The sequence below is a fragment of the Rhodopseudomonas rhenobacensis genome, from assembly GCF_014203125.1.
Lineage (GTDB): Bacteria > Pseudomonadota > Alphaproteobacteria > Rhizobiales > Xanthobacteraceae > Rhodopseudomonas_A > Rhodopseudomonas_A rhenobacensis.
Window position 1 is genome coordinate 63,082 of sequence record NZ_JACHIH010000004.1, and the last position, 14,387, is coordinate 77,468.

Below are 14,387 nucleotides of genomic sequence, written 5' to 3' on the forward strand. Positions count from 1 at the left end.
CACTCACGCCGTCATTGCTTCGGCCGCGGCGCGGCGGTCGACCACGAACCGGCTGATATTGTCGCAATGGAGGCAGCGATAGATATGCCGGTCGAATTCGTGGGCGAACCCGACCGGCCGCGGTTCGACCCGCGACAGCCGCATCCGCATCCCGCAGTTAGGGCAGCGCGACGGATCGAACGTGACGTCGTGCCAGACCATAGTGCCCTCCGATCGATCGCTGCGCCATGCGCCGCCGCTGCCAGGCATCGGCCGCGACGTGGCTGCGGCGCCGCACGTCTTCCAGCCGGATCGCCATGCCGCCATTCGGCGGCGGATCGGGATCGTCATCGAGACGGCGTAGCGCCTCGAGAATAGCCGCCAGCGCCACCGGCTCGTCATGCCCGGGAACCAGCCGCAGCCAGGGCTTGGAGTCCACCGCGTGGGCATCGGAGGCCCACGACGACAGCGTGGCGCGCTTCTCGGAGCGCGACAGCGACGGCGCGCGTAGCACCTCGTCGGGGTCGCGGAAACCGGACGCCGGATTCGGAAACGCCAAAATGGTCGCGGGGGTCGCCCGCGGGGTTTCATAATTTGTCAGGCTCATAGCATCCTCCCGAACAGCTCCTTTCAAACGGGACGCGCAAGAATTAGAATACCGCCGGCGCGCTTCAAGACCCTCGCCGGAAATTTTTGAAAGGCCGAGTAAGACGGTCTGCGTCGGGGGTTTCCGTGGCGCTGCGCCGACCTACGCGGCCAAACGCCGCCATTGCGCCCGCGCCGCGATGCGCCGATACCCGTCGGACGATCGTTGCAAGAGGACGCCCGATGTCCAACACCGCCTCCCCGCTTTCCGTCCCGCTACGCGGCCTCGACGACGCCGAAGTACGCGCCCGCCAGGCCCGCGACGGCTATAACGAACTGCCCCGCCCGGACCGCCGCACGCCGTTTCGCATCGTGCTGGAAGTAATCCGCGAGCCGATGCTGGCGCTGCTGATCGGCGGCGGCGTGGTCTATATGGCGCTCGGCGATCTGAAAGAGGCGCTGATTCTGTTGTGCTTCGCCAGCCTGTCGGTGGTGATCACCGTGGTGCAGGAGACCCGCACCGAGCGCGTGCTGGAAGCGTTGCGCGACCTCACCAGCCCGCGCGCGCTGGTGATCCGCAACGGCGAGCGGCAGCGCATCGCCGGGCGCGAATTGGTATGCGGCGATCTCGTCGTGTTGTCGGAGGGCGACCGGGTGCCGGCCGACGCCGCGCTGTTGCAAAGCCAGGACATGCAGACCGACGAGTCGCTGTTGACCGGCGAATCCGTGCCGGTGCGCAAACTCGCCACCAGCGACGCGGCGTCGTCCGAGATCCACCGCCCCGGCGGCGACGATTTGCCTTACGTGTTTTCCGGATCCTTGGTGGTGCGCGGCGCCGGCCTCGCCGAAGTGGTGGCGATCGGCGCGCACAGCGAGATCGGCAAGATCGGCCAGTCGCTCAGCGCGCTGAAGACCGAGGCGCCACGGCTGCAGGCGCAGACAAGGCGGCTGGTCGCGGTGTTCGGCATCGTCGGCGGCGCGGTCAGCCTGCTCGCCGTGGTGCTGTACGGCACGCTGCGCGGCGGCTGGCTCGACGCGATCCTCGCCGGCATCACTATCGGCATGTCGATGCTGCCGGAAGAATTTCCCGTGGTGCTGACCGTGTTCATGGCGATGGGGGCGTGGCGGATTTCGCAGGCCCGGGTCTTGACGCGGCGCGCCGCCGCGATCGAGACGCTCGGCTCCGCCACCGTGCTGTGCACCGACAAGACCGGAACGCTGACCAAGAACAAGATGTCGATCGTGGAGCTGCGATTGCCTGACGGCACCGCGCTGCGCCCCGGCGACGCCGCCCTGCCCGCCGCGTTCATTGAGCTGTTGCAGGCCGGCGTGCTGGCGGCGGCGCCCGATCCGTTCGATCCGATGGATGTGGCGTTTCACGAACTCGGCAAGACGGCACTGCCGGACGCATTCACGCAGCGGCAAGCCAACCGCAAGCCGGTGCAAAGCTATGGGCTGCGCCCGGATCTGTTGGCGATGTCGCAAGGCTGGGCCGGCGATGACGGCGGCTTCGTGGTCGCCGCCAAGGGCGCGCCGGAGGCCGTCGCGTCGCTGTGCCGGCTCGACGACGCGCAGCGCGCGGCGCTCGCGCAACAGATCGACGCGATGGCTGAGGCCGGATTGCGCGTGCTCGGCGTCGCCCGCGCCGCGTTCAGCGGCGGCGAATGGCCGGCGTCGCAACGCGATTTTCAGTACGAGTTTCTCGGCCTGGTCGGGCTCGCCGATCCGCTGCGCGAGGCGGTGCCCGCCGCGGTGAAGGACTGCCGCTCGGCCGGCATCCGCGTGGTGATGATCACCGGCGACTATCCGGCGACCGCGAAGGCCATTGCGCGCAACGCGGGCCTCGACGCCAGCGATTGCGTGAGCGGCGAAGCGCTGGCGCAGATGGACGACGCGGCATTGGCTGAACGGGTGCGCAGCGCCACCGTGTTCGCGCGGATCATGCCGGAGCAGAAGCTGCGCATCGTCAATGCGCTGAAAGCCGACGGCGAGGTGGTGGCGATGACCGGCGACGGCGTCAACGACGCGCCGTCGCTGAAGGCCGCGCATATCGGCATCGCGATGGGCGGCCGCGGCACCGACGTGGCGCGCGAGGCGTCTTCGATCGTGCTGCTCGACGACGACTTCGCCTCGATCGTGCGCGCGGTGCGGCTGGGGCGGCGGATCTACGACAATCTGCGCAAGGCGATGGGCTTCATCTTCGCGGTGCACGTGCCGATCGCAGGATTGGCGCTGTTTCCGCTGCTGCTCGGCTATCCGATCCTGCTCGGGCCGATCCACATCGCGTTCCTGGAAATGATCATCGATCCGGTGTGCTCGCTGGTGTTCGAGGCCGAGACCGAGGAGAAGGACGTGATGCAGCGGCCGCCGCGCGATCCCGAGCAGCCGCTGTTTTCCGGCGCGCTGATCGGCTGGGGCCTCATGCAAGGCGTGCTGGCGCTTGCTTTGGTGATCGGCGTGTTTTCGATCGGACAGGCGCGCGCCATGCCGGAGACCGAGATCCGCGCGCTCACCTTCTTCGCGCTGGTGCTGAGTATCGTCGGGCTGATCCTGGTCAACCGCTCGTTCAGTTCCTCGCTGTGGGCAGCGCTGCGGCGGCCGAGCCTGACGCTGGTCGCGGTGCTGCTGCTGGTGGTCAGCGTGCTCAGCCTGTCGCTGGCCTGGCCGGCGGCGAGCGAGCTGTTCAAGTTCGGGCCTCTGCATCCCGACGACCTGGCGCTGACGCTCGGCGCTGCCGTGGTCGTGCTGTTCGCGCTGGAGCTGATCAAGCCGCTGTGGCGCGAGCGGATTCATGGCGGCGTGCGATAGCGCATCTCCAATTGGTCGGAGGCGCTTCGCAAATACGAGACCGTCGGCGTCGGGTTGCCCGGGCACAGCGCGCGCACCAAAAGACGCCGTCATCCCGGGTCACGAGCAGCTTTAGCTGCGAGTGAACCCGGGATCCAGTAATCACCGCCCTGGAATACTGGATTCCGGGTTCGTTCGGGCTTGCGCCCTCGCGCCCCGGAATGACGGCTTCGTTTGTGGATAACTACTTCACCAACGCACAACCACCCTCCGCCAGCGGCCGATAGGCCTGCTCGGGCGCGATCGTCGAGACCAGCTTGTAGTAGTCGAACGGATAGTTCGACTCCGCCGGCGTCTTGACCTCGAACAGATACATCGGGTGCGTCACCCGGCCGTCCGCGCGGATCGCGATCTCGCCGAACAACTTGTCGTGCCCCTTCAGCGTCTTCATTTGCGGCACCACGTCGGCGGCGGCGTCGCTGCCGGTGGCGGCGACCGCGTTGAGATAGGCCAAGGTTGCCGCATAGACCCCCGCCTGGTTGCCGCTCGGCATCTTGCCGGCCATCCCGGGGCGCTGCGCGAAGCGCTTGGCGAAGGCGCGGGTGTCGTCGTTGAGATCCCAGTAGAAGCTCTCGGTCAGCAGCAACCCCTGCGCCACCGGCAGGCCCATGGCGTGCACGTCGTTGATCAGCATCATGAACGCCACCAGCGCCTGGCCGCCCTGCCGCACGCCGAATTCGCCGGCCTGCTTCACCGCGTTGATGGTGTCGGCGCCGGCATTGGCGAGCCCGACCACCTGCGCCTTGGAGGACTGCGCCTGCAGCAGCAGCGAGGCGTAATCCGAGGTGCCGAGCGGATGCTTCGCCGAGCCCAGCACCCGGCCGCCGTGGCTTTCGATGTGCTGCGTCGCTTCGGCTTCGATGCCCTGCCCGAGCGCGTAGTTCACCGTGAGGAAGTACCAGTCGCGCCCGCCGCGCGCCAGCATCGCCGCCGCAGTGGCGTGGCCGCTGGCCCAGGTGTCGTTGGTCCATTGGATGGTGTTGGGCGAACATTGCTTGCCGGTGAGTTCCGAGGTGCCAGTGGTCGAGGCCAGAAACGTCATCCGCGTGTCGCGCAACAGCGCATTGACCGCGAGGCCCACCGAAGAGTTCGGCACGTCGACGATGGCGTCGACCTTCTCGATGTCGAGCCAGCGCCGCGCGATTGCAGCGCCGACGTCGGTCTTGTTCTGGTGATCCGCATAGACGATCTCGACCTTGAGCGGCTTGCCGGCGCCGGCGACAAAATCCTCCGCCGCCATCCGCGCGGCTTCCACCGATCCCATGCCGTTGGTGTCCTGGAACACGCCGGAAATGTCGTTGAGCACGCCGATCCGCACCACGTCGTCGGAAATCTCGGCCTTGGCGGCGGCGCAGCCCCAGCCTGTCACCAGGCACCCCGCCATCAGCGCCACCCGCACCCGCGTCATCGGACCTCTCCGCTGCCATTCGTCGCGGAGCCGCAGTAGCACCGCGGCGCATTTTCGCAAGGCGACATTTCGCGGCGCCGCGGCGGCGCGGCGCCGCTCGCAACCGCGACCAAAGCGCCGTTACGGCTGCAGGTCCGGCGGCATCGGCGGGCTTTCGCGCATCAGGGTGATGGTCACCCGGCGGTTGGCGGCGAGCAGCGGCGCGTCGGGAAACAGCGGCTCGCTGTCGGCCTTGCCGGCCACCGCGAAGACGTGACTGCTCGGCAGCCCCTCGCGCTTCAAAAGCTGCCGCACCGCATTGGCGCGCTGCCACGACAGCACGAAGGCGTCGTCGTCGTCGCGCCCCGGCGTCACCGCGCTCGAGGTGTGGCCGACGATCGAGACCCGCAGCGCGGTGGCGCGCAGCGGCGCCGCCAGCTTGCGCACCAGCGCGATGGTCCGCTCATAGGGTAGCGGCGAGCCGTCCGGGAACATCGGCCGGCCCTCCTGATCGACGATCTGCAGATTGAGCCCCTGCGGGGTTTCCTCGAACATCACGTTCTTGGAAATCTCGGTGATCTCCGGCATGTCCTGCAGCGCCTGGCGCAGCGAGGCCGAGGCCAGCGCGAATTCGCGGTCGGCCTTCAGCTGCCTGCCGACTTTGGCCATGCCGCCGCCCTCGTCCGGGCTGGGCGTGTTGGTGGCCTGGTCCGGCGCGAGATGCTCGACGTTCTTGACCTTGCCGCGGGTCGGCACGCCATCGGACTCGATCACGCCCGACCAGCGCGCGTCGGTCTGCACGCCGAAGGCTTCGCGCATCGAACCGGCGACGATCTGCATCTTGTACTGATCCTGATGCGAAAACGACACCAGCATCACGAAGAAGCCGGTCAGCAGCCCCATCAGATCGGCGAAGGTGACGAACCAAGCGCCGACATGGCCGCCCGCCTCTTCGGGCTTTTTCTTGTTGCCGCCCGCTCGCCCTAATGCCATTCGCCGTCGCCTACGCCGAGAAATCTTCGCAGCATTGCCGCGCGTTCCGCCAGAAGCAGCCAATATACCCTTCCGGCTGCAGCGAATTGCTAACGCTGCCTTGTCGGCGGCTGCCGCGCTGCGGAACGCGTCGATAGCGTTAGCAAATCTCTAACGGGCGCCTTGCCGCACGCGCCCGACACGCGTAGACGCGACGGATGCCCGCGACACTTGCGCCCCACGCCGCCGATGCCCTGTTGTTCGACCTCGGCCGGGTGGTGCTCGACATCGATTTCGACCGCACCGTCGCCGCCTGGGCGCGCGACGCCGGCTGCTCGCCCGCCGAGCTGCGCGGCCGCTGGACGGCCGACGATGCCTACCACCGTCACGAGCGCGGCGAGATCGACGACGCCGCGTTCTTCGCCATCCTGCGCGATCAGCTCGGCGTCGCGCTCAGCGACGCGCAGTGGCTCGCCGGCTGGAACGCGATCTTCGTCGGCGAAATGCCGGGCATCGCGCCGCTATTGGCGCGCGCCGCCGCGCGGCTGCCGCTCTATGCGCTCAGCAACACCAATCCGGCGCATGTCGTGCATTTCTCGCAAGCCTATGCCGACCTGCTCGGGCATTTCCGCCGCGTCTTCGTGTCGTCGGCGATCGGCATGCGCAAACCCGAGCCCGCCGCGTACGACCACGTCATTGCGGAGATCGGCGCGAAGCCCGAGCGCATCGTGTTCTTCGACGATCTGATCGCGAATGTCGAAGCCGCTCGCGCCCGCGGGCTGATCGCGGTGCAGGTGCAAAGCAGTGCCGATGTCGCGCGCGCGCTGGATGCGCTCGGCCTGTAGCGCATCACCGCTGCGCAGCAGTTTGACGTAACAAATGTGACAGCCGCTGCACAAAGAATCGCCGAAGCTGCGCAATGATTCCGCAATTCAAAATAGCCCGCGGCGCTTTACCAAATCTTCTCGATTAGTTTCCTACGACGGCGGCCATCACGCGGCGATCATGCTGATCGGTTACATCGGCACGACCCATCACACTGCGCCTGGAAGGCTGTCTCAGATGTTCACACTTCGCGCTCCGATTCTCAAACTGAGCGGCAAACTGGCTCCTCGGATCGGTTTGCGCGTGCAGATCGCCTTGCTGGGAATAGTTGGCGTGTTGCTGACCGGCGCCATCTGTCTGGCGGGTCTGAAGCTCGCCGACAACGCCCAGCAGCAATCCGCGCAACGCATCGCCCTGCGCGCGCACGTCGTCGAATTGTCGGCGAATTATCTCGAGGCCGGCCTGATCGCCACCGGCTTTCTGCGCAAGCCCGACGACAAGTTGATCGCCGGTCACAAGGCCGTTGTCGCCTCCGCGCAACGCCATCTCGACGCCATCGAGCAGATGATCGGGCAATTCGACGACGGCGACCCGTTGAAGCAGACCAGCGCGCTGCGCTCCGGCTTCAACCTTTATCTGACCCGTTTCCAGAACCTGGTGTCGGCGCAGCAGGTGCTCGGCTTCAACGAGACTCAGGGGCTGCAGGGCAAGCTGCGCGGCGCCGTGCACCAGGTCGAAAGCCGGTTGGCCGAATTCGACCAGCCGCGATTGGCCAACCTGATGCTGATGATGCGCCGGCACGAGAAGGACTTCATGCTGCGCGGCGACGAGAAATACGCCGACCAATTCGACAAGCGGGTCGGCGAATTCGGCGACATGCTGGCGGCATCGGAGTTGCCCGCCGCGGTGAAGACCGAGCTCGCGGCGCTGATCAAGGCGTACAATGCGGGCTTTCTCGCCTTCTCGGTCAGCCAGACCACGTTGAACGACGAAGCCGCGGATTTCGTCACGGTGTATCAGCGCAACCGCCCGACGCTCGACGCGCTGATCAAGGCCGCCGAAGAGCGCTACCAGTCCTCGGAGGCGAGCGCGGTCGAATTGCGCAAGCTGTTGGCGTGGGCGATCGGCGGCGCCACGCTTGGCATCGGCATCCTGGCGCTGCTGTTCGGCCAGCGCATCGCCCGGGCGATCGCGCGGATGACGACCGCGATGCAGAAGCTCGCCGCCGGCGACTTCGAGGTGGTGCTGCCGGGCCTGGCGCGCAGCGACGAGGTCGGCGACATGGCGCGCGCGGTCGAGCACTTCAAGCTGATCTCGCAGCAGAAAGCGCGCGACGAGGTCGAGGCCAGCCTGCAACACGACGCCATCCTCGCGGAGCGACGCAGAGCGGATATGACGCGGCTCGCCGACGGCTTCGAAGTGGCGATCGGCGAGATCATCGAAGGCGTCTCTTCGGCGGCGATTCGGCTGGAGCAGTCCGCCGGTTCGCTGACCTCGACCGCGGAACGCTCGCGCGAGCTCGCCTCCTCGGTCGCGGCGGCGTCCGGAGAAGTCACCAGCAAGGTGCAATCGGTGGCGTCGTCCGCCGAGCAGATGGCGTCGTCGGTCGACGAGATCGGCCGCCAGATCCGCGAGTCGACGGCGATCGCCGCCAAGGCCGCCGACCAGACGCGGCGCACCAACGCGCAGGTCGGCGAACTCGCCGCCGCGAACAGCCGGATCGGCCACATCGTCGAGCTGATCACCGGCATCGCCAAGCAGACCAACCTGCTGGCGTTGAACGCCACGATCGAAGCAGCGCGCGCCGGCGAGGCCGGCCGCGGCTTCTCGGTGGTGGCCTCCGAGGTCAAGGCGCTGGCGGCGCAGACCGCGCAGGCGACGCAGGAGATCAACGAGCACGTCGGCGGCATCCAGGCCGCGACCGCGCAGTCCTCGGCGTCGATCAAGGAGATCAGCGACACCATCGGGCAGATGTCGGCAATCTCCGCGGCGATCGCGCTGGCGGTCGAGGCGCAGGGCAGCGCCACCGGCGCGATCACCCAAAACGTGCAGCAGGCCGCGCAAGATACCAGGCAGGTCGGCGCCAGCGTCGCCGACGTGCAGCGCGGCGCCACCGCGACCGGGGCTGCGTCGTCGCAGGTGTTCTCCGAGGCGCGCTCGCTGTCGAGCGAGAGCGCGCGATTGAAGGCCGAGGTCGGCAAATTTTTGGGCTCGGTGCGAGCGGCGTGAGCGACTGACACATCGTCGGCTCGCTCGATCCGCTCGCTGAGCTGTGAATAGAAGAGTGCCCCCGTACGCAGTGCAACGCGCCGCCCTTGCGGCGTGGTGCGCTGCAGATCCGGGGCGGTTACGACGGCAGCCTCTGCAACGGTCCCGGCTCACGTCGCCGCGCATGCGCGGCTCCGCGTCCGGGACACGCTCAATCCGCACTCGCTCAGCCTGCCGCTTCCACCTTGTCGAACGCCCTGCGCCGGCGCTAAGAGAGCCGCAGCCGCGCGATCGCGGAACACGGCCCGGCGACAGCAGGAGTAGCCGATGCGGGATATGGCGAAGTGGATTTTGCGCGGCGTGATCGTGGTGTTCGGCGCCGGGTTTCTCTACGTCTATGTCAGCCGCAACGGCTGGACCATCGCCCAGATGCCGATGGTGTGGGACGGCAGAGCGCCCGCGGTAAGCGATAGCCCCACGGCGGCTCCCGCCGAGCCGAGCGCGCCGGCGCCTGTCGCGACCGCAGCGCCGCCCACTGCGCCGGCCCCCGCGCCCGCCGCCAAGGCGCCGCAGCCGGCCGCCGCAGCGACGCCCGCCTTCCCGCAGTGCCAGCCGATCGGCCGCACCGAAAAGGGCGAGCTGGTCTATTCGATGGACTGCCGGCGGCTGCCGGCGCCCTAACGCCGCGCGACGACGCGGGCCTTCGCGCGCGCGAGCGCGGGCCGGATTGCCCGCGGCGGTGCCTGACATCGCCGGCCGGATCGGTGTACAGTTCGGCGCGACGCCTCACTCCCCCGCGCGTTTCGCGCCACCCCGCCCCCCGGAGATTCCCGCAATGGCCCTGATGCCGGTTGCCGATGCATTGGCGGCGATTCTCGCCGGCGCCGAACCGCTTCCCGAAGAGCTGATCGCGCTCGACGAAGCGCATCACCGCGTCTTGGCGCGCGACCTCGCGGCGCGGCGCACCCAGCCGCCGCAGGCGATGTCGGCGATGGACGGCTACGCGATCCGCGGCGGCGATGCCACCGCCCCCGGCACCCGGCTGCGGGTGATCGGCGAGGTCGCCGCCGGCCGGCCGATCGACCGCGCGCTCAGTGAAGGCGAAGCGATCCGGATCTTCACCGGCGGCGTGGTGCCCGCGGGCGCCGACACCGTGGTGATCCAGGAGGATTGCTCGCGCGACGGCGACGTGGTGATTCTCAACGAGCCCGCGAAGTTCGGCCGCCACATCCGGCCCGCCGGAATCGATTTCAACGAAGGCGACGTGCTGCTGCGCCAGGGCGCGCGGCTAAGCGACCGCGATCTGGCGCTGGCGGCGTCGATGAATCATCCGCTGCTGCCGTTGCGGCGGCGGCCGCGCGTGGCGCTGCTCGCCACCGGCGACGAACTGTTGATGCCGGGCGCCACCCCCGGCCCCGGCCAGATCCTGTACTCCAATGGCTACGCGCTGCACGCGCTGGCCCGCGACGAAGGCGCCGAGACCTTCGACCTCGGCATCGCCGCCGATACGCTCGACGCCACCACCGCCGCGATCCGCCGCGCCCGCGCCGAGCAGGCCGACATCCTGGTCACCACCGGCGGGGCTTCCGCCGGCGACCACGACATGGTGATGCGTTCGCTTCAGGCCGAGGGCGTCGAGATGGCGTTCTGGAAGATCGCGATGCGCCCCGGCAAGCCGATGATGCACGGCCGGCTCGGCGCCATGCGGGTGATCGGCCTGCCCGGCAATCCGGTGTCGTCCTATGTCTGCGCCTACCTGTTCATGGTGCCGCTGATCCGCGCGCTCAGCGGCCGCAGCGATGTCGCGCATTGCCGCGAACTCGCCGTGCTCGGCCAGGACCTGCCGGCCAATGACAGCCGCGAGGACTATCTGCGCGCCGCGTTGTCGTTCGACGACAGCGGCCGGCTGGTGGCGACGCCGGTGCAGCGGCAGGATTCCTCGCTGCTCGGCTATCTGTCGAAGGCGCAGGCGCTGCTGATTCGGCCGGCCCTGGCGCCGGCCGCGAAAGCCGGCTCCCCGTGCAGCATTCTTAAGCTCCCGTTGTAGCGATCAGCGAATGTCTTGACCGCAAATTAACCGGTTGCGGAACACATATGGAACAGATAGTGTTCGTTCATGATTTGTTTTCGGGATTTCGCCGTTTCGTGACGTCCTGAAAACGCGGCGGGCCACCTCGCAGGCCGCAACGCCAAGCTTTGAGGACCGGTGAAATGCTCACCCGCAAACAATACGAACTCTTGCGCTTCATCAATGAACGGCTGAAGGAAGCCGGCGTGCCGCCCTCCTTCGACGAGATGAAGGACGCGCTCGACCTGCGCTCCAAGAGCGGCATCCACCGGCTGATCACCGCTTTGGAAGAGCGCGGCTTCATCCGCCGGCTGCCGAATCGGGCCCGCGCCATCGAGGTCATCAAGCTGCCCGAACTCGGCGTCAATCCCGGCGGCGGCAACGGCCGCCGCGGCTTTACCCCATCCGTGATCGAAGGCAATCTCGGCAAGGTGCGCCCCGCCGCCTCGCTCGGCGCCGACGACGACAACGGCCGCACCGTCGCGGTGCCGGTGATGGGCCGGATCGCCGCCGGCACCCCGATCGAAGCGCTGCAGACCCGCAGCCACACCATCAGCATGCCGGCCGACATGCTCGGCTCCGGCGAGCACTACGCGCTGGAAGTGCGCGGCGATTCGATGGTCGACGCCGGCATTCTCGACGGCGACATGGCGCTGATCCAAAAGAACGACAGCGCCGACACCGGCGACATCGTGGTGGCACTGATCGACGAGGAGGAAGCCACCTTGAAGCGCTTCCGCCGCCGCGGCGCCTCGATCGCGCTCGAGCCCGCCAACGCCGCCTACGAGGTCCGCATCCTGCCGCCGAACCGGGTCCGTATCCAGGGCAAGCTGATCGGGCTGTATCGGAAGTACTGAGCGACGAAGCCGCGGTGTTCGCGACCGCCTGAGGAGGTCGACTGAACTAGAGCATTTTCGGTTAGGATTGATGCGGTTCAAGAGTCCCGGGCCGTCATTCCGGGGCACGAGCAGCTTCGCTGCGAGTGAGCCCGGAATCCATAACCACCGCAGGGATTATGGATTCCGGACTTGCTCGTTCTGACGAACTCGCAATCCGGAATGACGACGACATTTTGGTTGGATGATTTGGCTTGGCTCGCACCGATCCGGTGGGTCGAGCTTCAGTCCTCGTCGCTCCGCTCCGACTCCGGCGGCGTGGCGTCGAGTGGCGCCGCCGCCTGCCCATTGGCACGGCCTGCCGCCGCTCCCGAGGCGACGCCTCCCGATCCTTCGACGGTATTTCGATCCTCCGGAACCGCCGGCGACCACGGCCGGTCGACACCGCGCGGCCGGATCGCCTGGGTGACGACGCTGCCATCAGTTTGCCGCAAGATTTGCGCGCCCTGCCGGCGCAGGCTGTCCTGGTCGATCACCAGCGCCGCGCAGTCCGCAGGCTTCTGCCGCAAGGTCACGATCAGCCGCACCCGCCCGCAATCCTCCGCCACCGCCTCCGGCCGCCGCGCCAGCGCGACCAAGCCGCCATCGCCCAGCGGCACGACGCAACCCGCCGCATCGCACGACACGCCCTCGGCCAGCGAGGCATCGCTCACCGCGCGGCCGTCGGCATCGGCGGCGAGCCACTCCTTCAGCAGAAACGCGTCCTTGCCGTCCTGCATCACGCGCAACCGGCCGTCGGCGCCGCGCACCGCGACGTGGCGGCCGTCGCCCGACACCAGAATATCCGGCTGCGGAGTGAGCAACGCCCAACTGATAGCTAACCCGAGCACGGCCGCGCCGCCGAAGCGCAGCGGCGTGCGCAACAGCCCGAGCAGGATGATGCCGAGCGTCGATGCTAACAGCGGTCCGGTGCCGAACGCCGCGACCCGGCCGACTGCGCCGGGCAGCGCCGCGACGCCTTGCGCCACCACGATCATCCACTCAATGCCGAGCTCCATCAGCCGCCAGAACACGCCGTCGAAGCCGAACGGCATCGCGGCCAATCCCAACAAGCCCGCAGGCATCACCAGAACTGAGACGACCGGCATCGCCAACAGATTCGCCAGCACGCCATACGGCGTCACCCGATGAAAATGAAACGCCGCATAGGGCGTGGTGGCGAGGCCTGCGACCAGCGAGGCCAAGCCCAGCACCATGATTTCACGCGCACCCCACAGCGCGGCGCGTGCGGTCGCGGAATTGTCCGGCGACGCAAACAGTTTCGGCATGCCGATCTGCACCAGCGCAACTAATCCCAACGTCGCGGCAAACGACATCTGGAAGCTCGGATGCACCAAGGCTTCCGGCGCCAGCGTCAACACGATCATCGCCGCCACCGCGAGCGTGCGAAAGGTGATCGCCTGACGGTCGACCATCACCGCGATCAGCACCACCGCGGTCATCAGGAACGAACGCTGCGTCGCGACTTCAGCCCCGGACAGCACGAGATAGAACAGCGCCGCGGCGAGTGCCGCCGCCGCGGCGCATTTCTTGATCGGGAATGTCACGGTCAGCGCCGGGATCAGCGCCAGCAGCGCGCGCACCGTGAAGAACACCACGCCCGCGACCACCGCCATGTGATAGCCGGAAATCGACAGCACATGGCCGAGGCCGGAGACGAACATCGCGTCGTTGACCGGCGGGGTGATGGCGTCGCGCCGCCCGGTCAACAGCGCGGTGGCGATGGCGCGGTCATCGCCGCTCAAGGTCAGCCTGATCCGCGCGTCGATGGCGTCGCGTAGTCCCTGCATGGTCGCGGCGTAGCGCAGTGCGAACCCCGGCTCGCCGGGCGGCGGCCGCGGTTTGATCGCGCCCATGACGAAGCCGGTGGCGGCGATGCCCTGGAAATACAGGTCGCGGCCGAAATCGTAAGCGCCGGGCCGCAATGGCGAGAGCGGCGGCGTCAGCCGCGCCTTCAATTCGACGAAGCTGCCGACTTGCGGCGCGGTGCCCTTCTTTACAGACAGCCGCACCCGTTCCAACTTGATCGGATCGCGCGAAACATCGATCTGCGTGACGCGCAGCACGAAGCGGTCGGTCTTGTCGCGTTCCTCGTGGGTCTCGACGAAGCCCTGCAGGCCGATGGAATGCATCGGCCGCGTCAGCACGGTGTGAGCGACCCGCGAGGCTTTCAGCGCCGCGGTGGCAAAGCCCGCGATGAGCGCCGCGATCAGCACCGCCAGCGCGAACACCCGCTGCCGGCGCAGCGCGATCGCGGCTACGCTGAAACCGCAAGCGGCGAGCGCCGCCACCCAGGCGATCGGCTCATGCTCGGCTGAGAAATACAGCGCGATGCCGGCGCCGAACGCAACCGGCACCCAAGGCAGCAGCCGGCCGGCGCCGGCTTCGGCGTGAGCCCAGGCGCGCAGTCGTTCGACGACGCTCTGCCACACGCCGAGACCGAATGGCGCCAGGCCAGTGGCCCGCGCGGCTTCGCCCAACGGCCAGGTCCGCGCCCGCGATCGCGCCCTTGTTGCCGCCTTGGGCCGGTTGTTACCTGCTTCGTCCACCCCGCACGCCCCTGACGAGCCGTGCGGTGAAAATGAAACAAAAGGTTGCAGGCCGCAACCGCGGACTGCCG

At 68.1% G+C, this 14,387-nt stretch carries 11 protein-coding genes; 6 read left to right on the forward strand and 5 right to left on the reverse strand.

Annotated features, from left to right (window positions below; all coding sequences use genetic code 11):
* Positions 1 to 3 precede the first annotated feature (3 nt).
* Complete coding sequence (locus HNR60_RS05285; RefSeq protein WP_184255067.1) at positions 4 to 201, reverse strand: hypothetical protein; 198 nt, start codon at positions 199 to 201, stop codon at positions 4 to 6.
* Positions 158 to 586 (reverse strand): hypothetical protein, encoded by a 429-nt coding sequence (locus tag HNR60_RS05290; RefSeq protein WP_184255069.1) that lies wholly within the window; start codon positions 584 to 586, stop codon positions 158 to 160. The genes HNR60_RS05285 and HNR60_RS05290 overlap by 44 nt, the downstream gene beginning before the upstream one ends.
* Before the next feature lie 221 nt (positions 587 to 807).
* On the opposite strand from HNR60_RS05290, the gene HNR60_RS05295 reads away from it, so the two are divergent.
* Positions 808 to 3,372 carry a cation-translocating P-type ATPase gene (locus HNR60_RS05295; RefSeq protein ID WP_184255071.1) on the forward strand — a complete coding sequence of 855 codons (2,565 nt, stop codon included), beginning with the start codon at positions 808 to 810 and terminating at the stop codon, positions 3,370 to 3,372.
* Between the two features lie 223 nt (positions 3,373 to 3,595).
* Here HNR60_RS05295 and HNR60_RS05300 read toward each other — a convergent pair whose 3' ends face one another.
* Positions 3,596 to 4,795, reverse strand: a complete 1,200-nt coding sequence (locus HNR60_RS05300; RefSeq protein ID WP_246432830.1) for an ABC transporter substrate-binding protein — start codon at positions 4,793 to 4,795, stop codon at positions 3,596 to 3,598.
* A gap of 144 nt (positions 4,796 to 4,939) precedes the next feature.
* On the reverse strand, positions 4,940 to 5,791 hold the full coding sequence (locus tag HNR60_RS05305) for an OmpA/MotB family protein (RefSeq protein WP_184255076.1): 852 nt from the start codon (positions 5,789 to 5,791) through the stop codon (positions 4,940 to 4,942).
* A gap of 197 nt (positions 5,792 to 5,988) precedes the next feature.
* Here HNR60_RS05305 and HNR60_RS05310 point away from each other — a divergent pair, with 197 nt between their 5' ends.
* The 5 genes from HNR60_RS05310 to lexA all read left to right on the forward strand — a co-directional run bounded on the left by HNR60_RS05310 (position 5,989) and on the right by lexA (position 11,728).
* A complete protein-coding gene (locus HNR60_RS05310) occupies positions 5,989 to 6,615 on the forward strand; it encodes an HAD-IA family hydrolase (RefSeq protein WP_184255078.1) in 627 nt (208 codons plus the stop codon).
* A gap of 217 nt (positions 6,616 to 6,832) precedes the next feature.
* Positions 6,833 to 8,824: a methyl-accepting chemotaxis protein gene (locus HNR60_RS05315; protein ID WP_184255080.1), complete on the forward strand. Its 1,992-nt coding sequence runs from the start codon at positions 6,833 to 6,835 to the stop codon at positions 8,822 to 8,824.
* 306 nt (positions 8,825 to 9,130) lie between these two features.
* Complete coding sequence (locus HNR60_RS05320) at positions 9,131 to 9,484, forward strand: hypothetical protein (protein WP_184255082.1); 354 nt, start codon at positions 9,131 to 9,133, stop codon at positions 9,482 to 9,484.
* A gap of 154 nt (positions 9,485 to 9,638) precedes the next feature.
* On the forward strand, positions 9,639 to 10,850 hold the full coding sequence (locus HNR60_RS05325) for a molybdopterin molybdotransferase MoeA (protein ID WP_184255084.1): 1,212 nt from the start codon (positions 9,639 to 9,641) through the stop codon (positions 10,848 to 10,850).
* A gap of 164 nt (positions 10,851 to 11,014) precedes the next feature.
* A complete protein-coding gene (gene lexA, locus HNR60_RS05330) occupies positions 11,015 to 11,728 on the forward strand; it encodes a transcriptional repressor LexA (protein ID WP_184255086.1) in 714 nt (237 codons plus the stop codon).
* Between the two features lie 263 nt (positions 11,729 to 11,991).
* On the opposite strand, the gene HNR60_RS05335 is transcribed toward lexA, so the two are convergent.
* Positions 11,992 to 14,316: a ComEC/Rec2 family competence protein gene (locus HNR60_RS05335; RefSeq protein WP_184255088.1), complete on the reverse strand. Its 2,325-nt coding sequence runs from the start codon at positions 14,314 to 14,316 to the stop codon at positions 11,992 to 11,994.
* Positions 14,317 to 14,387 lie beyond the last annotated feature (71 nt).